We start from the raw sequence: 25,367 nt of genomic DNA on the forward strand, positions 1-25,367 counted from the left end.
GAAGTGGCCGAACGCCTGGCCAGCGTGGAAAAGCGCATGGCTGCGCAGAACGTGCAGCTGCCGCCGCGTGCGCAACTGGTGCGTCAACTGGTCGAACGCATGATCGTCGAACGGGCCCAGGCCCAGATGGCCAAGGAAAACGGCATCGTGGTCGACGACAGCATGCTGGATCGTGCCATGCAGCGCATTGCCGAACAGAACAAGCTGTCGATGCCGGAATTCCGCGCCCGCCTGGAATCCGAGGGCATGAACTACGCCAGCTTCCGCGAAGAGATCCGCCGTGAAATCCTCAGCCAGCGCCTGCGCGAGCGCGAGGTCGACAACAAGGTGGTGGTCACAGAATCCGAGATCGACAACTACCTCGCCGCCGAAGCCAATGCCGGTGGCCAGCGCCAGGAACTCGACATCGCCCAGATCCTGATCCGCGTGCCCGAAAACGCATCCCCCGAACAACTGGCCGCCCGTCGTGAACGCGCCGAGGATGTCCTGCGTCAACTGAAGACCGGTGCTGATTTCGCCAAGACCGCGGCCGCGTATTCCGACTCTGCCGACGCCCTCACCGGTGGCGATCTCGGCTGGCGTCCTACCGATCGCCTGCCGCAGCTGTTCCTCGACGGCGTGGCCAAGCTGCAGGATGGCCAGGTCAGCGGCCTGCTCAAGAGCGGTAATGGCTTCCACATCCTCAAGCTGGTCGGCCGCCGCGACGCCGGTGGTACCCAGGCCGCTGCCCCGGCTGTGCAGCAGACCCATGTGCGCCACATCCTGATCAAGGTCAACCAGGTGGTCACTGCCGCCGAAGCCAAGCGCAAGCTGACCGAACTCAAGGAACGCCTGGACCACGGCGCCTCTTTCGAGGAACTGGCCAAGCTGTACTCCAATGATCTGTCCGCCTCCAAGGGCGGTGACCTGGGCTGGATCTACCCCGGTGACACCGTCCCCGAGTTCGAACGCGCCATGGACCAGTTGAAGCCGGGCGAAGTCAGCCAGCCCATCGAGACCCCGTTCGGTTACCACCTGATCCAGGTGGTCGAGCGCAAGACCGACGACGCTTCCAAGGAACGCACCCGCCAGGCTGCGCGCCAGGCCATCCGCGATCGCAAGATCGAGGAAGCCACCGAGGACTGGATGCGCCAGATCCGCGACCGCGCCTACGTCGAGTACCGCAACGACGAGTAAGTGCAGTGAAGTGCAGTGACAGGAGGATAAGAGGGCGCCTCTGTGCCCTCCCACCCGCGCAAGAGGCCGGCCCCGTTGCCGGCTCTTGCATTTTTGAAGCCCGCTTTTTGAAGCCCGCTATCGTGAGTCCTGAAGACGCCATGAACCGCCCCATTCTTGCCCTGACCTGCGGCGAACCGGCCGGCATCGGTCCGGAGATTTCCCTGCGTGCCGCCTGGGAGCTGCGCGCGCAGGTGCGCTGCATCCTGTTGGGGGATGCCGCGCTGCTGGCCCAGACCGCCCATGACATCGATCCGGCCATGCGCGTGGCCGCCATCTCCATCCAGGCCTGGCGCAACAGCGGCCTGCCGCACTTCCCGCAGGACTGCCTCACCGTCATTGACTGCCCCGTGGCCGAACCGGTGCGCCCGGGCGTACTGGATGCGCGCAATGGCCGCGCCGTGCTGCAGACCCTGGACCTGGCCGTGCAGGGGGCACTGGCTGGCGCTTTCGCCGCCATCGTCACCGCCCCGCTGCAAAAAAGCAGCATCAACGATGCCGGCGTCGCCTTTACCGGCCATACCGAATACCTGGCCGACGTCACCCACACCCCGCAGGTCGTGATGATGCTGGCCGGTGGCGATGCTCCCCATCTGCGTGTGGCCCTGGCCACCACGCACCTGGCCTTGAAGGATGTGCCGGCCGCCATTACTGCCGCCAGCCTGGCGCGTACGCTGGATATCCTGCAGGCCGACCTGCGTGGCAAGTTCGGCATCGCCAGCCCGCGCATCCTGGTCACCGGACTCAACCCGCATGCCGGTGAAAACGGTTATCTGGGCCGAGAGGAAATCGAGGTCATCACGCCCGCGCTGGAGTCCGCCCGTGCCCGTGGCATCGATGCCCGAGGCCCGTATCCGGCCGACACCCTGTTCCAGCCCAAGTACCTGGAGCAAGCCGATTGCGTGCTGGCCATGTACCATGACCAGGGCCTGCCAGTGCTCAAGTTCGCCAGTTTCGGACATGGCATCAACATCACGCTCGGACTGCCCCTGATCCGCACCTCGGTCGATCACGGCACCGCCCTGGACCTGGCCGCCGCCGGCCTGGGACACGCCGACCACGGCAGCATGCTGGTGGCCATCCGCGCCGCCGCCGACATGGCGCACCGGCAACAGAACATGGGCCGCTGAGGCCCGCCGCAACAAAACACAAGAGCAGACCATGAAACATATCCCGCGCAAGCGCTTCGGCCAGAACTTCCTCACCGACGACCTGGTGCTGCACGACATCATCCGCTCCATCGCTCCCGCCGCCGATGACGCCATGGTTGAAATCGGTCCCGGCCTGGCGGCGATGACGGCCTTGCTGCTGGAGGAACTGCGTCACCTGCACGTGGTGGAACTGGATCGTGATCTGGTGGAGCGCCTCAAGAAGCGCTTCGATGCCGCCCGCCTGACTGTGCATTCGGCCGACGCGCTCAAGTTCGATTTCGCCAGCATCCCGGTACCGGAAGGGCGCAAGCTGCGCGTGGTCGGCAACCTGCCCTACAACATCTCCAGCCCGCTGCTGTTCCACCTGGCCGAGATCGCCCCGCAGGTGCAGGACCAGCACTTCATGCTGCAAAAGGAAGTGGTCGAGCGTATGGTGGCCGAACCGGGTGGCAAGGCCTACGGGCGCCTGTCGGTGATGCTGCAATGGCGGTATCACATGGAGCTGCTGTTCGTGGTGCCTCCTACCGCCTTCGACCCGCCGCCCAAGGTCGATTCCGCCATCGTGCGCATGATCCCGCTGGCCCAGCCCATGCCCTGCCAGCAGGCCCTGCTGGAGCAGGTGGTGACCAAGGCCTTCTCGCAACGTCGCAAGGTCATCCGCAACTGCGTGGCGGGCCTGTTCAGCGAAGATGAACTGCGCCAGGCCGGCGTCGATCCCCAGGACCGCCCGGAAGCCGTGCCGGTGGAACAGTTCGTGGCATTGGCCAACCTGCTGGCGGCCCGCCAGGCCTGATTCACCCTGGTTCGCGCCACTGGATGGCGCCGCGTTGCACTTTATTACAGACGCTTGGCCCATCCGTAAGAACTGTAACGAAGTTTCATATTTGGTGGATTTGAGCTGAAGCTGTCTTATATTGGAATCGTGCCGCGACAGATCGCGGACTTCTTTGACAGGAGCCAATCATGGCCAGCAAAAAAATCGCATCGGTATTGATCGCCACCACTCTTCTTGCTTCTGCTGCAGTCGTCAGCGCGCCCGCCATGGCGCATGACCGGGGCGGCAACGGAGCGGCCATCGCTGCCGGTATCATCGGCGCCGTCGCCATCGGATCGCTGATCGCCAACGCCAATTCCGCACCGGTCTATCAGGCCCCGCCTCAGCAGGTCTATTACCAGGCCCCCCAGCCGGTGTACTACCAGCCGCCGCAGCAGGTGGTGTACGAGCAACCGCGTTATTACGCACCTCCGCCGCCGCGCCCGGTGCGTTACGTTGAGCGTACCGAAGTGCGCACCTATCGTTACGACGACCGTTATCGCTACGACGACCGTTCCGCTTACTACTACGGCCGTTGAGGCAGGACACGGGACTGGTCACCCGCTAACGGTCCAGGACATCCACGGCGCTAGCCATCTTGAGGAAAAACGGGCAATCCACGGATTGCCCGTTTTTTTGCGTCTCCCTCTGCTGGCCACCGACTGCCTGACCGCCCCGCATCTGCCCGCCCTGGGCGCGAGTCCCCCAAATCGGGGATAATGTCGGCTTGCGTCACATTAGCCATGAATTAAAAGGAGTCGCCAAGTGAGAATGTTGCATACGATGCTGCGCGTGGGAAATCTGGATCGTTCCATCGATTTCTATACCCAGGTGCTGGGCATGAAGCTGCTGCGCAGGAATGACTACCCTGACGGCAAGTTCACGCTGGCTTTCGTCGGTTACGGCGAAGAACGTGATCACACCGTGCTCGAACTGACCCATAACTGGGACACCGAATCCTACGACCTGGGCAACGCCTACGGTCATATCGCCATCGAGGTCGATGACGCCTATGCCGCCTGCGACGCGGTCAAGGCCAAGGGCGGCGCGGTCACCCGCGAAGCCGGCCCGATGAAGCACGGCAAGACCGTGATCGCATTCGTCACCGACCCGGATGGCTACAAGATCGAGTTCATCCAGAAGAAAGAGCAGTACAACGCCGCCGACTGAGGCGAGCGACTGCCAGCCTGCCAGCCCGCTCATGCGGGCTTTTTTCATTGCGAGGACGGGCTGGTCGCTACTCCGGTACTCACGTGGAAGCCACATCACTCCACCCACAACGACAACAGGAACGCCAATTGAGCCTCTACCAACTTTCCAAAAGCCACATGCGTCGCCTGTGGGTCGAATACGGCATTCTCTGGAGCGGTGCCATCATCGTCGGCCTGGTGGCGGTCCTGTATGCGCAGGCCATCGAGATCGGTTTCGGTGTCTTTCGCAGCATCGAACACCGCTCGCCCTGGCTGCCGTTGCTGTTGACGCCGGCCGTCTGTGCCGCCTGCGTCTGGATCACGCGGCGCTACTTCCCCGGGTCTGAAGGCAGCGGCATTCCCCAGGCCATCGCTACCTTGCACGGGGATACCGCCGAGCGTGGCAATGCGCTGCTTTCCATTCGTGTCATGGTCGGCAAGATCGTGCTCTCGGTGGTGGCCATTGCCGGTGGCATGACCATCGGCCGGGAAGGGCCGACGGTGCAGATCGGTGCGGCCATCATGTACAACCTGCGCCGCCTGTATCCGGCCGGATACGAACACATGGAGCGCCGCCTGATCCTGGCCGGCGCGGCAGCCGGTCTGGCTGCCGCGTTCAATACCCCGCTGGCCGGGATCGTCTTTGCCATCGAAGAACTCTCGCGCAGCTTCGAGCAACGCGCCAGCGGGGTGGTCATCACCACCATCATCTTCGCCGGCCTGGTGGCCTTGTCCATCAATGGCAACTACACCTATTTCGGTTCGATCGCCTTTCCCGGCGAGACCAGTGGCCGGCTGATCCTGGCGGTGGTGGTCACGGCCGTGCTGACCGGCGTGGCCGGTGGCCTGTTCTGCTGGCTGATCCTCAATCCCACCCGCTGGATTCCTGCTCCCGTCGTGACCCTGCGTGCCGAACGTCCGGTGGCCTTTGCCGCCGGTTGCGGTTTCGTCGTCGCCGTCATCGGCGTAGCGGCCGGTGGCGCCACCTTCGGAAGCGGCTACGAGCAGGCGCACGGCTTGCTCAATGATGGCCAGGGATTGTCGGTGTTCTATCCCTTCCTGAAGTTCGCCTCGATGATCGGTTCTTACCTGCCGGGCCTGCCGGGCGGGATTTTCGCGCCCTCGCTGTCCATCGGCGCCGGTTTCGGCAACCTGCTGCACCTGCTCTTCGGCGGGACTTCGCTGCCCATGCTGGTGGCGCTGGCCATGGTCGGCTACCTGGCGGCAGTGACGCAGTCACCGATCACCGCCTTCGTGATCGTGATGGAAATGGTCGACGGCCACGCACTGGTGATTTCGCTGATGGCGACTGCCTTGATCGCGTCAGCCGTCTCCAAGGTCTTTGCGCCGCCGCTGTATGAAACCCTGGCAGAGCGTTACCTGAAGCATTGATTCTGATGAATCGTCCGGCAGCTGCGTCAATTTGACGCAGCTGCCTTTCCCTTGTCCTCTCTGCCTCCCCGTCATCGTCGTCGCTTCAAGCGGCGGGTCGCGACAATATGTCGCAGCCCTGCAGCGCCGCTCTTCCTGATAATTGTCAGCCTACCGATAACGACAATCACAGGGGAGTTCCATGCAATTGACACCTTGCGCCTGCGCCATTGCGCTGGCCTTCGCTGCGTGCGGCCATGCGCTGGCACAAAGCACCGACGACACCCGTCTACCCACCGTCACAGTCCATGGCGAGCCGTCGGCTCCGAGCATCGCAGCCACTGCGGCCAGCGCTGACAGCACCGCGCTGCTGCGCGACCAACCAGGCTTCTATGCCGCTGCCGCCGGTGGCGTCTCAGCACTGCCGGTGCTCAACGGCTTTGCTGCCGACCGCCTCAAGATCCGCCTGGATGGGATGGAGGTCACCGCCGCCTGCGGTAACCAGATGAACGCGCCCATGTCCTACATGCCACCTTCGCAGGTCGGCATGACGCGGGTAGTGGCCGGCATCACGCCGGTCAGCATTGGCGGCGACAGTATTGGTGGCAGCATCGAACTGTCTTCGCCGGCACCACAGTTTTCACAACAGGCGGGGCAGTTGTTGAGCAAGGGCGGCTTCTCGGTCTCGGCACGCAGCGTCAACTCCGAAGTATCGGCATCGGTCAATGCCACGGTGGCCAGCGATAGTCTGTCCGTCAGCTACGTGGGGAGTCAGTCGCGTGCCGAGAGCTATGTCAACGGCAACGGCGACAAGGTCCTCGGCAGCCAGTTCGAGAGCAACAACCACGCATTGACCCTGGCGGCGCGGGGAGACGACCAGCAGCTGGTGCTCAAGGTCGGCCAGCAATACATTCCCTATCAAGGCTTCCCGAACCAGTACATGGACATGACGGGAAATCGTTCCACCTTCGCCAACCTGGGCTACGACCGTCGCTTTGGCTGGGGCAAGCTGTTGACCAAATTGTATTGGCAGCGTACCGAACACGAGATGGGCTTCTTCAGCGCAGAGCGCAGCGGCACCATGCCCATGGATACCCGAGGCCGCGACATGGGCTACAGCGTGCGCGCGGACATCGATCTGGGCCAGGACGGTGCCAGCGTGCTTCGTCTGGGCAACGAATTCCACAGCTTCCACCTCGATGATTTCTGGCCGCCGGTACCGGGCTCGATGATGATGGGGCCGAGCACCTATGTGAACATCAACGATGGCAGCCGCGAGCGCATGGCACTGTTCGCCGAATGGGAGCACAAGCTCGATGCGCGCTGGACCACCCTGGTCGGCGTACGCGACGAACTGGTCAGGACCGATGCCGGCAACGTGCAGCCTTACGGTACCGGCATGATGAATATGACCGACCTGATGGCGGCCAACGCCTTCAATGCACGGGATCACGCACGACGCGACAACAACATCGATGTCACGGCCCTGGCGCGCCTGGAGGCCGATGCCGGTCACACCTACGAGTTCGGCTATGCCCGCAAGACCCGCTCTCCCAACCTGTACGAGCGCTACACCTGGGGCCGCGGCACCATGGCCATGACCATGACGAACTGGTTCGGCGATGGCAACGGTTATGTCGGCAATATCGACCTCAAGCCGGAGGTGGCGCATACGCTGTCGGCCACGGCGGACTGGCACAGCGAGGACAGTGAGGGTAGCGATGGTGCCGGGCCGCGCTGGTTCTTCAGGCTCACACCCTACTTCAGCTATGTCGAGAACTACATTGATGCGGATGTGATCGGCAGCTTCAATCCCTACAGCGTGAGCAGCGTCTCCGGCAAGCTACTGCAGTTCGCCAACCATGACGCCCGTCTGTACGGTATCAATGCCTCGTGGAAATGGCCGCTGTGGCGCACCGCTGGCCTGGGTGATATTGCCTTTACCGGCAAGGCCGGTCTCACGCGCGGCAAGCGAGTCGATGGCGGCAACCTCTATCACATGATGCCTTTCAACGTGCTGGCTGCGCTGGAACAGAAACGCGGTGCCTGGACCCACCGCGCCGAATTGAACTACGTGGCCCGTAAGACACTGGTGGACAGCAATCGACTGGAACCGGTCACCGCCAGCTACACCGTCGTCAATCTCAGGACCGCTTATCGCTTCAACCAGGCCATCAGCGTCAATGCGGGCATCAGCAATCTGTTCAACCGCAATTACGCCGACCCGCTGGGCGGGGTCTATCTGTCGGGACTGGCCAATGCCAAGAGCGGCAGCCTGCAAGCCTTGCCCGGCTATGGACGTTCGCTGGATGTGGGCGTGAATGTGAGTTTCTGAGCACGCCAGGGCGCGCCGGTCAGAAGATCGGCAGGGTTTCCGGCGCGCTGTCGCGCAAGGCCTTCTTGGCCGATTCGAACTCGGGGAAGATCGATTGCACCGTGGCCCAGAAGCGCGGGCTGTGGTTCATCTCGCGCAGGTGCGCCAGTTCGTGGGCGATCACGTAGTCGATCAGCGGCAGGGCAAAATGCATCAGCCGCCAGTTCAGGCGGATGCGCGCATCCGAGGTGCAGGAGCCCCACTGCGTGGTGGCCGACGACAGCGCATAGGAGCGGTAGGTCACGCCCAGCTTTTCGGCGTAGATCATCAAGCGCTTGCCGAACAGCTCTTCAGCGCGCGCCTGCAGCCAGCCCTGCACGCGATCCTTCAATTGCTGCTCGCCGGCATCGGCCGGCAGGCTGATGTTCAGTTCGCGCGTCACCTCATCGAGGAACACCGCCTGGCGCTGGCCGGTACGGATGCGCAGGGTGATGTCCTGGCCCAGGTAGGGCAGGGTGGCGCCGTCACGCCATTGCATCTGCGGTTGCAGGCGTCGTGCCGAGCGCTCGCGGCGCTCGTTGAGCTTGGTGAGGATCCAGCGTTGCTTTTCGCGGATGGCATTGTCGATTTCGGCCAGGGTCACCCACTTGGGCGCGGTCACGCGCAGACCTTCATCGCTGACCAGGAAGCCGATGGTTCGGCGCTTGGAACGCAACAAGGCGAAATCGATGGTGTGTTCACCCAGGTGGATGCGCCGCTTGCCATCGGCCGGTCGCCCGCTGGGCGGGGCCGGCAACGGGTTGGCCGGTGTCGCTGGCGGTGCGATCAGGGGCGTGGGCAGCGGCGCGGCATGCACCACCGGATTGGGCGTGACGATCAGCGGTGGCTGTACCGTCGGCGAAGGCAGCGCCGGGCCGAGTTCGGCCGGTGGCGCAGTCGTAGTTGCGGGCGCCGCAAACAAGTCCAGTTGCAGCGAGAGCTGGTCGGGATTGGGCTTGGGTTTGCGCAGGTGTATCAAGGCGGTCGCGGCGTCCTGGGGCAATGGGCTAAGGATGGAGGCCGCGCAGCATTAATTTGAAGCAGCTTGGGCGGCCGGCCGGGGCGCGCTGTTTTTGTAGACGTCCGGCGAAATCACGCGCATCTCCGATTCTATCCAATTTTCGACGCGCTCGTTCAACTCTTGGGGATTGAGGCCTTCAGGCGAGATCGGCTTGCCGATGGACACCGTGATCAACCCCGGTTTCTTGATGAAGCTGCCCTTGGGCCAGCACTCGCCGGAGTTCATCGCCACCGGTACCACCAGGGTATTGGTTTCCACCGCCAGGCGCGAACCGCCGGCCTTGTACTTGCCTTGCGAGCCGACTGCGGTGCGCGTGCCTTCGGGGAACATCATGATCCACTGGCCATCCTGCAGGCGGCGGCGGCCATGTTCCAGTACCTGGGCAAAGGCGTCACGGCCTTTCTTGCGGTCGATCGGGATCATGCGCAGCAGGGCGATGCCCCAGCCGAAGAAGGGCACATAGGTCAGTTCCTTCTTGAACACGAACACCAGCGGACGCGGGCTGTTGATGACGTAGAAGATGGTTTCCCAGGCCGACTGGTGCTTGGACAGCAGGATTGCCGGCGCATCGGGCAGGTTCTCCTTGCCGCGTATCTCGTAGCGGATGCCGCAGATCACGCGCGCGGTCCAGATCACGAAGACGTTCCAGCGCGATGTCCACCAGTATCGCTGGGCGTAAGGGAAGGGGGCCGACAGCAGGCAGGCGAAGGACCAGATGATGGTGGCCACGGCCATCAGGACCATGAAGACCACCGAACGCAGGATCAGTACTAGGCGCAAAATCGTTTCTCCCATGCCAAGGCATGTTGTTGTTGTGAGGGGATGCTGCCCGCCTTGCGACGGGCTGCCGGCACTATACCGAAACCCCGACCGGCGACTTCAGGATGAAATCAACCACAGCCGATAAATCCGGGAAAACCAGCGTGCCAGGCGGCAGACCGCCCTTGGCCTGGGTCTTCTCGCCCTTGCCGGTGAGCACCAGGAAGGGTGCGCAGCCGGCCACATAGCCGGCCTGCAGGTCGCGCAGCGAATCGCCGACGGTGGTCACGCCACCGCGCAGGCTGATGTTGAAGCGCTTGGCGATCTCGTGGAACATGCCCGGCTTGGGCTTGCGGCAATCGCAGTTGTCGGCGTCCGAGTGCGGGCAGAAGAACACTGCATCGATATCGGCACCGACCTGCTGGGCCGCCGTGTGCATCTTCTGGTGGATGGCGTTGAGGGTCTTGATGTCGTACAGGCCGCGCGCCACGCCGGACTGGTTGGTCGCCACCACGACGCGATAGCCGGCCTGGTTCAGGCGCGCGATCGCCTCCAGTGAACCCTTGATGGGGATCCACTCGTCGGGGGACTTGATGTAGGCGTCGGAATCATGATTGATGACGCCATCGCGATCGAGGATGATCAGTTTCATGCCTGCTGCTTCCCTTCATGAACACCGCCGCGCAGGAACAGGCCCATGCGCGGCGGATCGGTACGACGGTCGGGCGTGGCGCGTTGCTTACGCCGCCAGCTTGGAAATATCGGCCACCTGGTTCAACATGCCGTGCAGCGCCGCCAGCAGGGCCTGGCGATTCTTGCGCAGTTGCTCGTCCTCGGCGTTGACCATGACGTCGTTGAAGAAGGCATCGACGTTCTGGCGCAACTGCGCCAGCGCCTTCAGGGCGCCGGCAAAGTCGCCCTTGGCGTAGGCCGCCTCCACCTGCGGACGGGTGGTCTGCATGGCCGCGAACAGGCCCTGTTCGGCCGCTTCCTGCAGCAGGCTTTCCTGCACCGCGCCGTGGGCATCGATGGCCACGCCTTCGATCTTCTTCAGGATGTTGGTGATGCGCTTGTTGGCTGCAGCCAGGGCTTCAGCCTCCGGCAGGGCGGCGAAGGCCTGTACCGCTTGCAGGCGTTCGACCACGTTGTCCAGCACCTCGGGTTGCTGCGCCACTACCGCTTCGACTTCGTTCTGCGCAAAGCCGCGCTCGCGCAGCAGGCCACGCAGGCGGTCGTAGATGAAGGCACGCACGTCGGCGCGCGGGTCCTTGAAATTGGCATTGCCGGCGAACAGTGCCGCAGCGGCGTCCAGCAGCGCGGTCAACGACAGCGGCAGGCGTTTTTCCACCAGCATGCGCAGCACGCCCAGGGCGTGACGACGCAGGGCGAACGGGTCCTTGTCGCCGGTCGGCTGCAGGCCGATGCCCCAGATGCCGACCAGGGTTTCCAGCTTGTCGGCCAGGGCCACGGCGGTACCGGTCGCGCTGGCGGGCAGCGCATCGCCGGCAAAGCGCGGCTGGTAGTGTTCGGAGGCGGCCAGGGCGACTTCGTCGGGCTCGCCGTCATGGCGCGCATAGTAAGTACCCATGATGCCCTGCAGTTCGGGGAATTCACCCACCATGTCGGTCAACAGGTCAGCCTTGGCCAGCAATGCGCCGCGTTCGGCCAGGGCCACATCGCCGCCCATCAGCGCGGCAATCTTGCCAGCCAGCGCCTGCACGCGTTCGGTACGCTGCAGCTGGTTGCCCAGCTTGTTGTGGTAGACCACGTTGGCCAGTTGCGGGACACGCTCGGCCAGGGTCTTCTTCTTGTCCTGCTCGAAGAAGAACTTGGCATCCGACAGGCGCGGGCGCACCACGCGCTCGTTGCCGCCGATGATGTGTTCCGGATGGGCGGTCTCCAGGTTGGAGACGATCAGGAAGCGCGAACGCAGCTTGCCGGCGTTGTCGGTCAGCGCGAAATACTTCTGGTTGGTCTGCATGGTCAGGATCAGGCATTCCTGCGGTACGGCCAGGAATTCATCCTCGAACTTGCATTCATAGACCACCGGCCATTCGACCAGGGCCGTCACTTCGTCCAGCAGCGAATCGGGCATCAGCACCTGGTCGGCACCCGCCTTGGCCAGCAGCGCGGAGCGGATCTTTTCGCGGCGCTCGCCGAAGCTGGCGATGACCTTGCCTTGCGCAGCCAGCGTTTCCACGTAGGTTTGCGGCGCGCTGATCTGCAGCGCACCGGAGGACAGGAAGCGATGGCCCAGCGTGGTACGGCCGGCATCCAGGCCCAGGATGTTGATCGGCACCACGTCGTTGCCCAGCAGTGCCACCAGGTAGTGCGCCGGGCGGACGAAGTGCACCGTCTCGCCGGCAGCACGGCCGAACTGGCGCTGATAGCTCATCAGCTTGGGGATGGGCAGCTTGGACAGGCTCTCTTCCAGCGCCGCCTGCAGGCCCACGGCGAGGGCCGAGCCCTTGGCGGTGTAGGTGTAGAAGAAACTCTCGGCCTTGCCGTCCTGCGCGCGTTCGAGCTGGTCCGGGGTGATCACGGTGGCACCGGTGGCGGCGGCCAGGGCGGCCAGCTTTTTCACCAGCGGTGCGGCCGGACGGCCTTCGGCGTCCAGCGCCACGGTGACCGGCAAGACCTTTTCACGGATGGATTTGTCGGGCGAGGCGGCGCGCACGCCGGTGATGGACACGGCCAGCCGGCGCGGAGTCGCATAGGCGGTGGCGGCGGCATCGGATTCGAGATAGCCGCGGCTTTGCAGGCCGTTGAAAATGCCGGATGCAAAGGCATCGCCCAGCTTGGCCAAGGCCTTGGGTGGCAGTTCTTCGGTGACGAGTTCTACGAGGAGTGTCTGGTTCATGTTGTCTGTCTTGCTGTCTTGCTCGGGACGCCGGCCCTGGGCCGACGCCGCATGATGTCATTGGCCGTGTTCAGCCCGCTCTTCAGGCTGCAACCTTGGCCTCGCCCAGCATCGGGAAGCCCAGGCGTTCGCGCGATTCGAAGTAGGCCTGCGCCACCGAACGCGAGAGGTTGCGGATGCGACCGATGTAGGCGGCACGCTCGGTTACCGAGATGGCGCCACGGGCGTCGAGCATGTTGAAGGTGTGTGCCGCCTTGAGGACCTGCTCGTAGGCCGGCAGTGCCAGCGGCACCTCCATCAGGCGCTTGGCTTCGGCTTCGTAGTTGGAGAACAGCGAGAACAGGAACTCGGTGTTGGAATACTCGAAGTTGAAGGTCGATTGCTCCACCTCATTCTGGTGGAACACATCGCCATAGGTCAGGTGTTTCTTGACGCCGTTCTCGGTCCATTCGGTCCAGACCAGGTCATAGACGTTTTCCACGCCCTGCAGGTACATCGCCAGGCGTTCGATGCCATAGGTGATCTCGCCCAGCACCGGCTTGCAGTCCAGACCGCCGACCTGCTGGAAATAGGTGAACTGTGTCACTTCCATGCCGTTGAGCCAGACTTCCCAGCCCAGGCCCCAGGCGCCCAGGGTGGGGTTTTCCCAGTCATCCTCGACGAAGCGCACATCGTTCTGCTGCAGGTCCAGGCCCAGGGCTTCCAGCGAACCCAGGTACAGGTCCAGGATGTTTTCCGGAGCTGGCTTCAACACTACCTGGTACTGGTAGTAATGCTGCATGCGGTTGGGGTTTTCGCCATAGCGGCCATCCTTGGGACGGCGCGACGGCTGGACATAGGCGGCGCGCCACGGCTCGGGGCCGATCGCGCGCAGGAAGGTCGCGGTGTGCGAGGTACCTGCGCCGACTTCCATGTCATAGGGTTGCAGCAGCGCGCAGCCCTGGGCGTCCCAATATTCTTGCAACTTGAGGATGATTTGTTGAAATGTCAGCATCGTGTGTGGTTGCCTGGCGAACCGGCGGAGGAATTGCGAAAACCTTGGATTTTAGCGTCTTTTGGGGCGTTTGACCCGGTTTTGGACGGGACCGGCGGCGCGCTGGGGGCCAGCGCGGGCATCATCGCCGGGTTCAGTGCCGGATACGGGCAGCCTTGTTGCGGCCCCAGGCCAGCAGCAGCATCAACAGCGCAATGCCGACGATGAGCTTGTTGCCCAGCAGAATGTAGGGTGTCTGGCCGCCATAGCCCTGCACCTGGCCGGCCAGTACGCCGCGGGTATAGGGCGGCAGCTCGCTGGTGGCACCGCCCGGCAGGATCACGGCGGTGGCGCCGGTATTGGTGGCCCGCAGCATCGGGCGGCCGGTTTCCAGGGTACGCATCTGCGAAATCTGCAGGTGCTGGGGCAGGGCGATGGAGTTGCCGAACCAGGCGATGTTGGACAGGTTCAGCAGCACGCTGGCCTGCGGCTGGCCGGCGCGGTAGGCATCGCGCAGCTGGCCGGCGATCTCCTCGCCGAACAGGTCTTCGTAGCAGATGTTGGGCAGGATCCACTGATCCTTCACGCCCATGGGCGATTGCACCGGTGCGCCGCGCGTCATGTCGCCCAGCGGGATATGCATCAGGTCGACGAACCAGCGGAAACCGGGCGGGATGAACTCGCCGAAGGGGACCAGGTGGTGCTTGTCATAGCGGTAAGGCATCAGTGCCGACCCGACGCCCGGGCCGAAGCCGAGCACCGAATTGGCATACTGCTGCGGACCATCGGACAGCGGGATGCCCAGCGCCAGGTGACTACCGCTGAGTTGCGCAAAGCGGGCGATACGTTCCAGGTAATCCGGCGGCAATTGCTGGGGCAGCAGCGGGATGGCGGTTTCCGGCGTGGCGATCAGGTCCGCCGGAGCCCCGCTGATCATCTGTTCATACATGCCCAGCGTGGCAACCAGGGCATCGTTGGAGAACTTCATTTCCTGCGGGATATTGCCTTGCAGCAGCCGCACCGTGATCGGCTGGCCCTGTGGCGCAGTCCACTTCACCAGCCGCAGTGCCACGCCGCCTGCACAGAGCAGGGCGGCCGCGCACAGCGGCAGCACGATGCGCTGGCCGGTACCGGCCACACCCTTGCGGCACAGCCCCATCCACAGCAGGGCCAGGCTGCCGGCAATGAGCGCCGCGACCCAGCCCACCAGATAGACCCCGCCGACCGGGGCGAAGCCGGCCAACGGCCCCACCGTGTGCGCATAGCCCGAGATCAGCCAGGGGAAACCGGTGAATACCCAACCGCGCAGCCATTCCGACAAGGTCCACAGGGCCGGCAGCATGAACAGCGCCAGCAGCAGGGGCGAGGACGACCAGCGATTGCGTAGCCAGCCCGCCAGGGCCGTGGCCGCGCCAGCATAGAGACCCAGGTACAGCGCCAGCAGGCCTACTGCCAGCGCCGCCATCCAGCCCGGCATGCCACCGTAGTCGTGCATGCTGATGTAGAGCCAGTGCACGCCTGCCGCCGACCAGCCGAAACCATACAGCCAGCCACGCAGGAAGTGGCCGCGCACACTGGCCTGCGGCCGTGCCAGTACACCGTGGAACAGCCAGGCCAGCGCGACGATCTGCAGCGGCCACCACTTGAACGGGGCAAAGGCGAAGACGTTCAGCGCACCTGCCGCCACCGGCAGCAACAGGCCGACGGTCATGGCAAGGCGACCGCGAGCGGCGACCTCCCCGGGCGGGGAGTGCAATTCAGGGGAGGCAGGGGAATTCACGCTGGAAAGGCTGGCAGATCAGAACATCACTCTTCGTCCACCGGTGCCGGGGGGAGCTTGGACACCAGCAGTACATGCACCTGGCGCGCATCGGCGCGCAGCACTTCGAAATGCAGGCCATCGATATCGAACTCGTCGCCCTTGCGCGGCACGCGGCCCACATGGTTGGCGACCAGCCCGCCGATGGTATCGGCCTCGTCCTCGGAGAAGCGGCTGCCCACTTCCTCGTTGAACTGGGCCAGTTCGGTGAGCGCCTTGACGCGCCAGCGCGGACCGTGCGGACCGTCCTTCAGGGCCAGCACATTGTCTTCGGCTTCGTCGAAATCGTATTCGTCCTCGATGTCGCCGACGATCTGTTCCAGCACGTCCTCGATGGTGATCAGGCCGGCCACGCCACCATATTCGTCGACCACCACGGCCATGTGATTGCGGTTGGCGCGGAAGTCGCGCAGCAGTACGTTGAGGCGCTTGGATTCAGGGATGAAGATGGCCGGGCGCAGCATGTCGCGCACGTCGAAGGATTCCTCCGCGTAGTAGCGCAGCAGGTCCTTGGCCAGCAGGATGCCGATGACCTTGTCGCGCTCGCCATCCACGGCGGGGAAGCGCGAGTGCGAGGTCGCCAGCACTTCCGGCATCCAGGTCTCGATGGGTTTGGAGATATCGATGGTGTCCATCTGCGAGCGCGGGACCATGATGTCGCGCACGGCCAGGTCGGACACCTGGAACACGCCTTCGATCATCGACAGCGCATCGGCATCGATCAGGTTGCGCTCGTGGGCGTCATGCAACACTTCGAGCAGTTCTGCCCGGTTCTCGGGCTCGGGGGAAATCAGTGCGGTGAGTCGTTCAAAGAGAGAACGATGGGGTTTAGCGTCAGATTTGACGCTACTAGGGTGATCTTGCATGGCGTTAGGCGCGAGCCCGACGTAGTTTCGAAGAGCCATAGGATACAACAATTATGTGACAAGTCCACTAAAGGGACCTGGCAACAGCGCTCTCCAGCTCATCCTTGGCGCCGCGCTTGCCGCCCGGAAATGCAAGCCGGCAGTGACGTTGCGCATGGACGAAAAAAGCCGGCATCACTGATGCCGGCAAGAACTACTTCAGGGAAATCATATCGCTGGGCGCTCGCTGTTGTCCGTTTATGCCCATTTATGCCCGTTTGTGCCCGCTTATGGCGGCTTAGGCATAGCTGAGCGCTTCCATCTGCCCGCCGCCCTGCACCTCGGCGCGCTGCTGCTGGCTGCGCTGCGGGTTGGCGGAGACGGCAACCGGTGCTGCCTGGCCCTGGGTGGGGGAGAGCTTGAACACGCTCACCACATCGGTCAGGGCTTCGGTCTGCTGCTGCATCGACGCGGCGGCAGCGGCTGCTTCTTCCACCAGTGCGGCGTTCTGCTGGGTGGCTTCGTCGATCAGGGCGACGGCGCTGTTGATCTGTTCCAGGCCGGTGGTCTGCTCGCTGCTGGCGGCGCTGATGTCCTGCACGATCTGGGTCACGCTGCCGATGCTCTTGACCACTTCCTGCATGGTCGATCCGGCTTCGCCGACCTGCTGTTCGCCGGCAGCCACCTTGGCCACCGACTCGTTGATCAGTGCTTCGATTTCCTTGGCGGCGACCGCCGAGCGTTGCGCCAGGGTGCGCACTTCGGAGGCCACCACCGCAAAGCCGCGGCCTTGTTCGCCGGCACGGGCCGCTTCGACGGCCGCATTCAGGGCCAGGATGTTGGTCTGGAAAGCGATGCCATCGATGACGCTGATGATGTCCACGATCTTGTGCGAGGACGCGCTGATCGAATGCATGGTCTCTACCACCCGGCCCACTGCGGCGCCACCCTTGGCAGCGACTTGCGAGGCATTGTCGGCCAGGCGACGGGCTTCACGGGCATTGTCGGCGGTCTGCTTGACGGTGGCGGTCAGCTGTTCCATGGCCGAGGCGGTCTCCTGGAGCGAGCTGGCCTGCTGTTCGGTGCGGTTGGACAGGTCCATGTTGCCGCGCTTGATTTCGTCGGAAGCCACGGCGATGGTGTCGGTGCCATGGCGCACTTCGCCCACGATGGCCACCAGGCTCTCGTTCATGCCCTTGAGTGCGGCCATCAACTGACCCAGCTCATCCTTGCTGTTCACTTCGATATGGCTGCCCAGGTCACCGGCCTGCACGCTTTGCGCCACGCTCACGGCCTGGGCCAGCGGACGGGAGATGGAGCGGGTCAGCAGCCAGGCGATCAGTCCTCCCAGCATCAGGGCGGCCAGGCTGGCGCCCAGCATGGTCCATTTGGCGAGGTCATAAGCGGCTTCGGCCTGTTCAACGTTGGCTTCCGAATTGCTGCGCAGCATCTTGTTGAATTGTGCAACATGGGTGATGACGCGGTTCAGGATAGGCATGCAATCCTTGACCAGCGAAGCACGCGCGGCATCGGTCTGCTGCGAAGTGGCCAGCTTGACGATGTTGACGGCCACCGGCAGATACTGCGCTTCCAGCTTGCGCAACTGCTCCAGCATGTCGCGTTCCTGCTGGGTGGTGGCCGGGTCCTGCATCAGCTTGGTCAGTGCGGCCATGCCGGCGTCGATGTCCTGCTGCGAAGAGCCCACCAGCGCCAGATCATTCTTTTGCTCGGCGGCATCGGTCACCAGGGTCAGGTTGCGAGCTGCGATGGCGCGCAGGCCGATGGCGAATTGCACTTTGGACAAGGCTTCCAGCTTGCCCTCGTCGATGGAGGTCAGGAAGACGATGCGATCGTTCAGGCGCGACACCTGCTGCAGGCCGAAAGCGGCCACTGCCACCAGCAATACCAGGACTGCTGCGAAACCCAGGCCAAGACGGTGGCCGATCTTCCAGTTCTTCATGACCTTCTCCCCGATGAATAATTGTGTGCCTCCATTCTTGTCCAGCAGGAGGCAAATTCCCATCAGGTTTTTCCTTAAAGTTTGCAAAAAAACCGACGTAAAAGACGCGCTTCGTTGCTGTACCGTCATCACCATCGCGGGTTTGAATATCGATATGCTCCCATCGATCAGATTTGTCGTAGCCAGGTTGGCAACTGCTTGATGTCCGGCACGCAGACGAAAAAAAACGGCCTGCCGCAGCAAACCGTTCATCCATCAAGGCAAGGGCGGCGCCCTCAGCGCATCGCGTCAGCGCGCGGCATAAGGATTGCCATAGCCCAACCCGGCCAGGATCTCGGTTTCCAGCGCCTCCATCTCGTTGGCTTCTTCGTCGTCCTCATGGTCGTAGCCCTGCGCATGCAATACGCCGTGCACCACCAGGTGGGCGGTGTGTTCTTCCACGCTCTTCTTCTGCTCGGCCGCTTCCTTTTCCAGTACGTCAGTACAGAAGATGATGTCGGCCTGGGTGACTTCACTGTCTTCGTCTTCGGTATAGGCGAAGGTCAACACGTTGGTGGCGTAGTCCTTGCCGCGATAGTCGCGGTTCAGGTCGCGGCCTTCCTCGCTGCCCACGAAGCGCAGCGTCAGTTCGGCCGGCGCGAACAGCGCGGCCTGCACCCAGCGGCGCAGCAGGGGACGGGTGATGGCCTCTTTGAGGCGGTCGTCGGCGTATTGCACCGACAGCGTAAGTTTAGGTTTTGGCATTGCGGGGCCTGGCGGACTTGGTCAAGAGATTGGTGGCGGTGCGGGCAGTGGCGCGCGCGGTATCGGGGCGGCTGTTGCCGGCGGCGTCATAGGCATCGACGATGCGTGCCACCAGCGGGTGACGCACCACGTCGGCGCTGGTAAAGCGCGAGAAGGCGATGCCGCGTACATCGTGCAGTACCGAGATGGCGTCGACCAGGCCGCTTTTCTGGCCATGATGCAGGTCCACCTGGGTGACGTCACCGGTGATGACGGCCTTGCTGCCGAAGCCGATGCGGGTGAGGAACATCTTCATCTGTTCCGGCGTGGTGTTCTGGGCCTCGTCGAGGATGATGAAGGCGTGGTTCAGCGTGCGCCCGCGCATGTAGGCCAGTGGCGCGATTTCGATGGCCTGCTTCTCGAACAGCTTCTGTGTGCGGTCAAAGCCCAGCAGGTCATACAGCGCGTCATAGAGCGGGCGCAGGTAGGGATCGACCTTCTGCGCCAGGTCTCCCGGCAGGAAGCCCAGGCGCTCACCCGCTTCCACTGCCGGGCGCGTGAGTACGATGCGCTGCACGGCATCGCGCTCCAGCGCATCGACCGCGCAGGCCACTGCCAGGTAGGTCTTGCCGGTGCCGGCCGGGCCCACGCCGAAGGTGATGTCGTGCTCCAGGATGGCGTTGAGAAACTGGCTCTGGTGGGGGGTGCGGCCGCGCAGGTCGTGCTTGCGGGTCTTCAATACCGGGCTCTCGGGCAGCGGGTCCTGGTCCGTCTTGTCGTCGTCGGCGGCAGCGGCTGCAGCTGCAGCAGCAGTCTTGCCACGCCGTGCCGGCAGCGGTGGCAGGCCGGCCTCTTCGTCGGCGGCGGCATTGGCACGCTGCTCGACCAGCGCCAGCTGGATGTCATCCACGGCGACCGGGCGGTCCGCCTTTTCATAGAAGCGTTCCAGCACTTCCACCGCGCGTTCGGCATTGGTGCCGGTGACCACGAAGCGGTCGCCACGGCGGAAGATGGTCACGTCCAGTGCGGCAGAAATCTGACGCAGGTTTTCATCGAGTGCGCCGCACAGGTTGGCCAGGCGCCGGTTGTCCAGCGGCTGGGGGGTGAAGTGGTGAGGCTGGTTGGGGATTTTTTTCAATGCTCGATTCCGGTTGGGAGGGATTGGACCATCAATGCTGGGTAAGGAGCTCGCCGCGCAGCGAGAACGGGAAGGCCTCGGTGACGCGGACCTCGACGATCTGGCCGATCAGGCGCTGGCCATTCGGTCCACCATCGAAGTTGACCACGCGGTTGCTCTCGTTGCGACCCTGCAGTTCATCTTCGCGGCGTTTGGAAATGCCTTCGACCAGGATGCGCTGCACCGAGCCGACCTGGGCTGCGCTGATCTTGGCGGCGTTGTCGTTGAGTGCGGCCTGCAGACGCTGCAGACGCGCCAGCTTGACCTCGGCCGGCGTATCGTCGGGCAGGTTGGCTGCCGGCGTGCCGGGGCGGGCGCTGAAGATAAACGAGAAACTGTTGTCGAAGCCGACATCGGCCACCAGTTTCATCAAGGCCTCGAAATCTTCCTCGGTCTCACCGGGGAAACCGACGATGAAGTCGGACTGCACCGTGATATCGGGGCGCACCTTGCGCATGCGGCGGATCACCGACTTGTATTCCAGCGCCGTGTAGCCGCGCTTCATGGCCGCCAGGGTACGGTCCGAACCATGCTGGGCCGGCAGGTAGAGGTGATTGCACAGCTTGGGGACCTTGGCATAGGTATCGATCAGGCGCTGCGAGAATTCCTTGGGATGGCTGGTCACGAAGCGGATGCGCTCGATGCCGGGCAGTTCGGCGATGTACTCGATCAACAGCGCGAAGTCGGCGATTTCGCCATCTTCCATCACGCCGCGATAGGCATTCACGTTCTGTCCCAGCAGCATGATTTCCTTCACACCCTGGTCAGCCAGGCCGGCCACCTCGGTCAAGACGTCCTCGAAGCGGCGCGAGACTTCCTCGCCACGGGTATAGGGCACCACGCAGTAGCTGCAATACTTGCTGCAGCCTTCCATGATCGACACGTAGGCGCTGGCGCCTTCCACCCGCGCCGGGGGCAGGTGGTCGAACTTCTCGATCTCCGGGAAGCTGATGTCCACCTGCGGGCGCCCGCTGTAGCGTCGCTCGCTGATCATCTGCGGCAGCCGGTGCAGGGTCTGCGGGCCGAACACCATGTCCACGAAGGGTGCGCGCTTGATGATGGCATCCCCCTCCTGCGAGGCCACGCAACCGCCCACGCCGATGAGCAGGTCGGGATTGTCCTTCTTCAGCGCGCGCAGCCGGCCCAGGTCGGAAAACACCTTTTCCTGCGCCTTTTCGCGGATGGAACAGGTGTTGAGCAAGATCACGTCCGCCTCTTCCGGACGGTCGGTCTTGATGAGACCGTCGGAGGCATTGAGCACGTCGGCCATCTTGTCCGAGTCGTACTCGTTCATCTGGCAGCCGAAGGTTTTGATGAATACTTTTTTCTGCATAGATCTGTTTCAGGCGTAGAGCGCTGGAGAGGCCGCATGGACCCATGCGGGCGCCGGCAAGGAGGAGGGCGGCGGGCCGCTGGAATCTGCTGCTACAGCGGTGGAGGAGCCCATCCTCGAAGGTTCGCGATTATATCACCGCAGGCCGCGCCAGGCCGGGCGTGGCCTGCGGGCGGCGCAGCGCCGGGAATCGGCTCAGAGTTCGCCGCAGCAGTCCAGCAGCCAGTCCAGTACCGCACGCAGGCGCGGCAGGGCCTTGAGGTCGCGGTGAAAGACCGCCCACAGCTCGCGCTCCAGCTGTGGCGCGGCGTCCACAGTCTGCAATTCCGGCGCCAGCAGGTAGCTGGGCAGCAGCGCCAGTCCGACCCCGGCGCGCGCCGCCATGCACTGCGCCACCAGGCTGGTGCTGCGAAAGCGCACCGGATTGCCGGCCGCATGGGTGGCAATCCACTGCGTCTCGGGAATATCGGGCACGCCATCGTCATAGCCGACGAAGGGCGCCGTCTTGCGGGCGCCACGCCACAGGGCGACATTGGTCGGCGTGCCGCACAGGTAGAAGCGCACCGTCCCCAGCCGGCGCGCGATCAGTTCGCCATCCTGCGGCCGGGCGAAACGCAGCGCCAGGTCGGCCTCGCGCCGGGCCAGGCTGAGCGTCTGGTGGCCCAGTGCCAGTTCTACGTCCAGCGCCGGCCATTGCTGCAACAGCGCCGGCAGGCGCGGCGCCAGGAACAGGGTACCGATGGCATCGGTGCAGGCCAGGCGCAGCTTGCCTTCCAGCCGCAGGTCTTCACCGGCCAGGGTGCGGGCCAGTTGCCGGGTCTGTTCCTGCATGGCGCGGGCGGCCGTCAGCACACTTTCGCCCAGGCGGGTGAGTTCGACATCGTCGGCGCGCCGGATGAACAGCGGTGCCCGCATCGCCGCCTCCAGCTGCTGCAGGCGGCGGCCGATGGTGGCGTGCGTCACCCCCAGCGAGCGCGCCGCGCCGGAAAAGCTGCCTGCGTCGATGAAGGCGGCAAAGCTGCGCAGGCTCTCCCAGTCGGCTTGCAAGGTTGCCTGTGCGGATTGGGTGGCGGTGGGAAGAGCTGTCAATTTTTTCACAGGTGGCTGTCGATTACGAGGAATGGTAGTGCGAATTTTATCGGACTAAGATGGCCTGTCATCAACGTTCTGCAGCGTCTTTTCGAATTTCCATCTTCCCTTCTTCAGACAAGGAGTCACCGATGTCCACGCCACAGACCCTGATCCAGATCGCCGGCGGCACTTCCCGCGCCGCCACCTGGCAGGAAGCCGTCCTGCTCATCATCGACCATCAGACCGAATACACCACCGGCCGCGCACCGCTGGCCGGCATCGATGCTGCCGTCGGCCAGATCGCCACCCTGCTGGCACAGGCGCGCGCTGCTGGCGCACCGGTGATCCACGTGGTCCACCACAGCAAGCCGGGTGCTGCCATGTTCGATCCACAAGGGCCGCATGTGGCCATCATCGACGGCCTGCAGGCCGAGCCCGGCGAGCTGATCGTGCACAAGAGCCTGCCCAACGCCTTTGCCGGCACCACCCTGGATGAGGCCCTGCAGAAGACCGGTCGCCGCGCCCTGATCGTGGCCGGCTTCGCCACCCACATGTGCGTCAGCGCCACCGTGCGTTCTGCGCTGGATCACGGCTACGCCAGTACCGTGGTCGCTGCCGCCTGCGCCACGCGCGACCTGCCTGATCCGCTGGGCGGCCAGCCCATCAGCGCCGCCGACATCCAGCGCGTGGCCCTGGTCGAGCTGGCGGATCGTTTCGCCACCGTGGTGCCGGATGCGAACGCGCTGGCGACCGGCTGACAATGTCCGGAGAAGTGCGCTGCTTCTAAAAATCACGCTCAAGCGCTACCCATGCGGTAGCGCTTTTTTGGGAGCAGCCGGTCTCTAATCCAGCTGCGGAAACGACCTGCAGTGCGTCACGCCAGGATCACCTGGCCGGTGGTCCAGCGTGTCTGACTGGCCTCAGGTGGCGCAAAGGCTGCCATCGCTTGCACCAGTTTGTCCACATCGCTGTCGTAGAGAGTGCTGCCGTCAGCCGTACGGATACGCTCAATGTGATTGTCCGCCCCGCTGGCACCGCCGACGTACCAGTCCTTCACCCTGATCTGATCCGCCGTACCCAGCACATCGATCTGCAGATCATTGCCCACATGACGGAACCACAGCTGGGTCCGGTCAATGTCCGTCAACATCAGCATATCGGTGCGGCCAGTCTTGTCGTGGTCTACAAGGATGTCCTTCCCATCGCCCGCGCTGTACAGGTAGGTATCGTTGCCGCTCCCTCCGATCAAGATATCGTTTCCTCGCCCGCCGGACAGGATGTCATTGCCTCCATAGCCTTCGATCCGGTTGTCATTGGCGTCGCCGACGAGGCGGTCGGCTGCATCGGTACCGCCCAGGTTTTCAATGCCGATCAGCGTATCTGCTCCATCTCCGAGAATGACCGTGCCCCTTGCCAGCGAGGCGTCGATGCCAATCCCGGCACCGGCCAGATAACTGGCCCGGTAATCGACCGTGTCGTTGCCGGCATCACCCACCAGCACCTTGTCGTCATCAAAGGCTGGCAGGCCGTACAAGCTCATGCTGGCCAGGCCGTAGCCACCGGCGGTGTGGCTGGTCGCCACATTGGTCAGTTTGCCGTTGGTGTTCCAGTTGAAGTTCGTATCGAGCACGTTGCCGTATGTGTATTTTGCATTGAGTACGGTAGCCGTCAAACCGCCCTCAGCCCGATCCGCAAAGCGGATTTGCATGGCCTTGCTGTAGACCGCCCCGTCATAGAAGCCGATCCGCATCCACCAGTTGACCATGTCACGCACCTGGTTGTGGCCCACGCCGCGTGAGGCAAGATCGACATCGGCCTCGATGCCGGCTCCGCCGTCTTGTGCTTGCGTTCCGCGAAAGGAGACGTAAATCTCGCCGGCGTAGACTCTTCCAACCCTGCCGCGCCATACAGTGGCGTCAAAGCCGGATCCTGGCAGCGGGATGTCGCGTTTGTTTTCTGATGCGATGACCTCGAAGTTGGCGGCGATGAATTTCGCTTGATCTTTTTCCATTCTCTTCTTGAGGGTGGCGGCCAATTTTCCGACATCCATATCCTTGTCTAGATCTATGTGCGCTGCATCGGCAAGCAAGGCACCGATGTACGCGTTGTGGATTGTGTTCACTGGTACTTCTCCTTATCAAGTAAATTTTTCATATCGATTTCCTTCCTGATGTGAACATTCAAATGGAATAAAAACGACGTGCGCTGCAATTCAACAAGGAGGACACCACGGTGCTCTCCTATCGCCATAGTGGCAGGGGTATCGATAGGCGCAAGCCTATTTGTCTTGCTTGCCCCAAATTTTTCAAGGAAGCAAAACTTATGTTGAGCGTGGCAATCAACGCGGGCGTGATCGTGAAGTTTTTTCTCGTGAAAACCAGCTTTTCACGGGACACATCGAACCTGTCCTAGGGTCTTCACGTTCGCTGAAATGTGTTGGTGCGTATCTTTTTCTTATGCGCGAATGAAGTGATGTCGTCAGGACACTGCTGAGTGATCAGGTATGGAATATGGCCGGAGCAATCTTGATCGGTAAGTAAAGCGACCGCGAACGAATGGCGCTGGATAACCGGGGGAGACGAAGCTGCGCCCAGCAGACTTTTTACATCCTGTTATCCATAAGTTGATCGATATCGAATTTTTCTGAAGAAAATTTCATCACGTTGACGACGCGGAACTAGCAATAATTGGAATTTCCCTGAGAACAATCAGGAGCACTGAAATTCAGGTGA

At 63.2% G+C, this 25,367-nt stretch carries 21 protein-coding genes; 8 read left to right on the plus strand and 13 right to left on the minus strand.

All coding sequences use genetic code 11. The annotated features are described in order from the left end of the window. The 7 genes from HFRIS_RS08330 to HFRIS_RS08360 all read left to right on the plus strand — a co-directional run. Positions 1 to 1,176: peptidylprolyl isomerase (locus tag HFRIS_RS08330; protein WP_006462856.1), on the plus strand; the 1,176-nt coding region annotated here is incomplete at its 5' end. Between the two features lie 140 nt (positions 1,177 to 1,316). Further along, positions 1,317 to 2,345, plus strand: coding sequence for a 4-hydroxythreonine-4-phosphate dehydrogenase PdxA (gene pdxA, locus HFRIS_RS08335; protein ID WP_006462857.1), 1,029 nt, complete (start codon positions 1,317 to 1,319; stop codon positions 2,343 to 2,345). Between the two features lie 31 nt (positions 2,346 to 2,376). Beyond that, positions 2,377 to 3,159: a 16S rRNA (adenine(1518)-N(6)/adenine(1519)-N(6))-dimethyltransferase RsmA gene (gene rsmA, locus HFRIS_RS08340; RefSeq protein WP_006462858.1), complete on the plus strand. Its 783-nt coding sequence runs from the start codon at positions 2,377 to 2,379 to the stop codon at positions 3,157 to 3,159. 170 nt (positions 3,160 to 3,329) lie between these two features. Next, entirely contained in the window at positions 3,330 to 3,719 is a 390-nt protein-coding gene (locus HFRIS_RS08345; RefSeq protein ID WP_006462859.1) for a hypothetical protein, read from the plus strand. A gap of 226 nt (positions 3,720 to 3,945) precedes the next feature. After that, positions 3,946 to 4,350, plus strand: a complete 405-nt coding sequence (gene gloA, locus HFRIS_RS08350; RefSeq protein ID WP_006462860.1) for a lactoylglutathione lyase — start codon at positions 3,946 to 3,948, stop codon at positions 4,348 to 4,350. Positions 4,351 to 4,508: 158 nt separating this feature from the next. Beyond that, positions 4,509 to 5,762 carry a chloride channel protein gene (locus HFRIS_RS08355; RefSeq protein WP_244436278.1) on the plus strand — a complete coding sequence of 418 codons (1,254 nt, stop codon included), beginning with the start codon at positions 4,509 to 4,511 and terminating at the stop codon, positions 5,760 to 5,762. A gap of 181 nt (positions 5,763 to 5,943) precedes the next feature. Next, complete coding sequence (locus HFRIS_RS08360) at positions 5,944 to 8,076, plus strand: TonB-dependent receptor (RefSeq protein WP_006462862.1); 2,133 nt, start codon at positions 5,944 to 5,946, stop codon at positions 8,074 to 8,076. A gap of 19 nt (positions 8,077 to 8,095) precedes the next feature. Here the strand turns inward: HFRIS_RS08360 and HFRIS_RS08365 are convergent, their stop codons facing one another. The 12 genes from HFRIS_RS08365 to HFRIS_RS08420 all read right to left on the minus strand — a co-directional run bounded on the left by HFRIS_RS08365 (position 8,096) and on the right by HFRIS_RS08420 (position 22,662). Then, positions 8,096 to 9,073: a M48 family metallopeptidase gene (locus HFRIS_RS08365; RefSeq protein ID WP_006462863.1), complete on the minus strand. Its 978-nt coding sequence runs from the start codon at positions 9,071 to 9,073 to the stop codon at positions 8,096 to 8,098. Between the two features lie 51 nt (positions 9,074 to 9,124). Beyond that, positions 9,125 to 9,910, minus strand: coding sequence for a lysophospholipid acyltransferase family protein (locus tag HFRIS_RS08370; protein ID WP_039875003.1), 786 nt, complete (start codon positions 9,908 to 9,910; stop codon positions 9,125 to 9,127). A 58-nt stretch (positions 9,911 to 9,968) separates the two neighbouring features. Next, a complete protein-coding gene (gmhB, locus tag HFRIS_RS08375; protein WP_006462865.1) occupies positions 9,969 to 10,526 on the minus strand; it encodes a D-glycero-beta-D-manno-heptose 1,7-bisphosphate 7-phosphatase in 558 nt (185 codons plus the stop codon). 87 nt (positions 10,527 to 10,613) lie between these two features. Then, the gene (glyS, locus tag HFRIS_RS08380; RefSeq protein ID WP_006462866.1) at positions 10,614 to 12,734 is read right to left on the minus strand and encodes a glycine--tRNA ligase subunit beta; all 2,121 of its coding nucleotides are present in this window, start codon (positions 12,732 to 12,734) and stop codon (positions 10,614 to 10,616) included. Positions 12,735 to 12,816: 82 nt separating this feature from the next. Beyond that, positions 12,817 to 13,728: a glycine--tRNA ligase subunit alpha gene (gene glyQ, locus HFRIS_RS08385; protein ID WP_006462867.1), complete on the minus strand. Its 912-nt coding sequence runs from the start codon at positions 13,726 to 13,728 to the stop codon at positions 12,817 to 12,819. Positions 13,729 to 13,861: 133 nt separating this feature from the next. Then, positions 13,862 to 15,418 carry an apolipoprotein N-acyltransferase gene (gene lnt / locus HFRIS_RS08390; RefSeq protein WP_006462868.1) on the minus strand — a complete coding sequence of 519 codons (1,557 nt, stop codon included), beginning with the start codon at positions 15,416 to 15,418 and terminating at the stop codon, positions 13,862 to 13,864. 95 nt (positions 15,419 to 15,513) lie between these two features. Then, the gene (locus HFRIS_RS08395) at positions 15,514 to 16,392 is read right to left on the minus strand and encodes an HlyC/CorC family transporter (RefSeq protein ID WP_039875006.1); all 879 of its coding nucleotides are present in this window, start codon (positions 16,390 to 16,392) and stop codon (positions 15,514 to 15,516) included. Between the two features lie 277 nt (positions 16,393 to 16,669). Further along, positions 16,670 to 18,394, minus strand: coding sequence for a methyl-accepting chemotaxis protein (locus tag HFRIS_RS08400; RefSeq protein WP_006462870.1), 1,725 nt, complete (start codon positions 18,392 to 18,394; stop codon positions 16,670 to 16,672). Positions 18,395 to 18,619: 225 nt separating this feature from the next. Continuing rightward, positions 18,620 to 19,075: an rRNA maturation RNase YbeY gene (gene ybeY, locus HFRIS_RS08405; RefSeq protein ID WP_039875009.1), complete on the minus strand. Its 456-nt coding sequence runs from the start codon at positions 19,073 to 19,075 to the stop codon at positions 18,620 to 18,622. Beyond that, a complete protein-coding gene (locus tag HFRIS_RS08410) occupies positions 19,062 to 20,192 on the minus strand; it encodes a PhoH family protein (RefSeq protein ID WP_006462872.1) in 1,131 nt (376 codons plus the stop codon). Before HFRIS_RS08410 ends, ybeY begins: the two co-directional genes overlap by 14 nt. A 31-nt stretch (positions 20,193 to 20,223) precedes the next feature. Beyond that, positions 20,224 to 21,564, minus strand: a complete 1,341-nt coding sequence (miaB, locus tag HFRIS_RS08415) for a tRNA (N6-isopentenyl adenosine(37)-C2)-methylthiotransferase MiaB (RefSeq protein ID WP_006462873.1) — start codon at positions 21,562 to 21,564, stop codon at positions 20,224 to 20,226. Between the two features lie 195 nt (positions 21,565 to 21,759). Continuing rightward, positions 21,760 to 22,662: a LysR family transcriptional regulator gene (locus tag HFRIS_RS08420; protein WP_244436272.1), complete on the minus strand. Its 903-nt coding sequence runs from the start codon at positions 22,660 to 22,662 to the stop codon at positions 21,760 to 21,762. Positions 22,663 to 22,784: 122 nt separating this feature from the next. Between HFRIS_RS08420 and HFRIS_RS08425 the strand changes: the two genes are divergently transcribed. Continuing rightward, positions 22,785 to 23,393 (plus strand): cysteine hydrolase family protein, encoded by a 609-nt coding sequence (locus HFRIS_RS08425; RefSeq protein ID WP_006462875.1) that lies wholly within the window; start codon positions 22,785 to 22,787, stop codon positions 23,391 to 23,393. A 116-nt stretch (positions 23,394 to 23,509) separates the two neighbouring features. On the opposite strand, the gene HFRIS_RS24510 is transcribed toward HFRIS_RS08425, so the two are convergent. Continuing rightward, positions 23,510 to 24,757 (minus strand): calcium-binding protein, encoded by a 1,248-nt coding sequence (locus HFRIS_RS24510; protein ID WP_244436273.1) that lies wholly within the window; start codon positions 24,755 to 24,757, stop codon positions 23,510 to 23,512. Between the last annotated feature and the right edge of the window lie 610 nt (positions 24,758 to 25,367).

The organism is Herbaspirillum frisingense GSF30 (assembly GCF_000300975.2).
Taxonomy (GTDB): Bacteria; Pseudomonadota; Gammaproteobacteria; order Burkholderiales; family Burkholderiaceae_D; genus Herbaspirillum; species Herbaspirillum frisingense.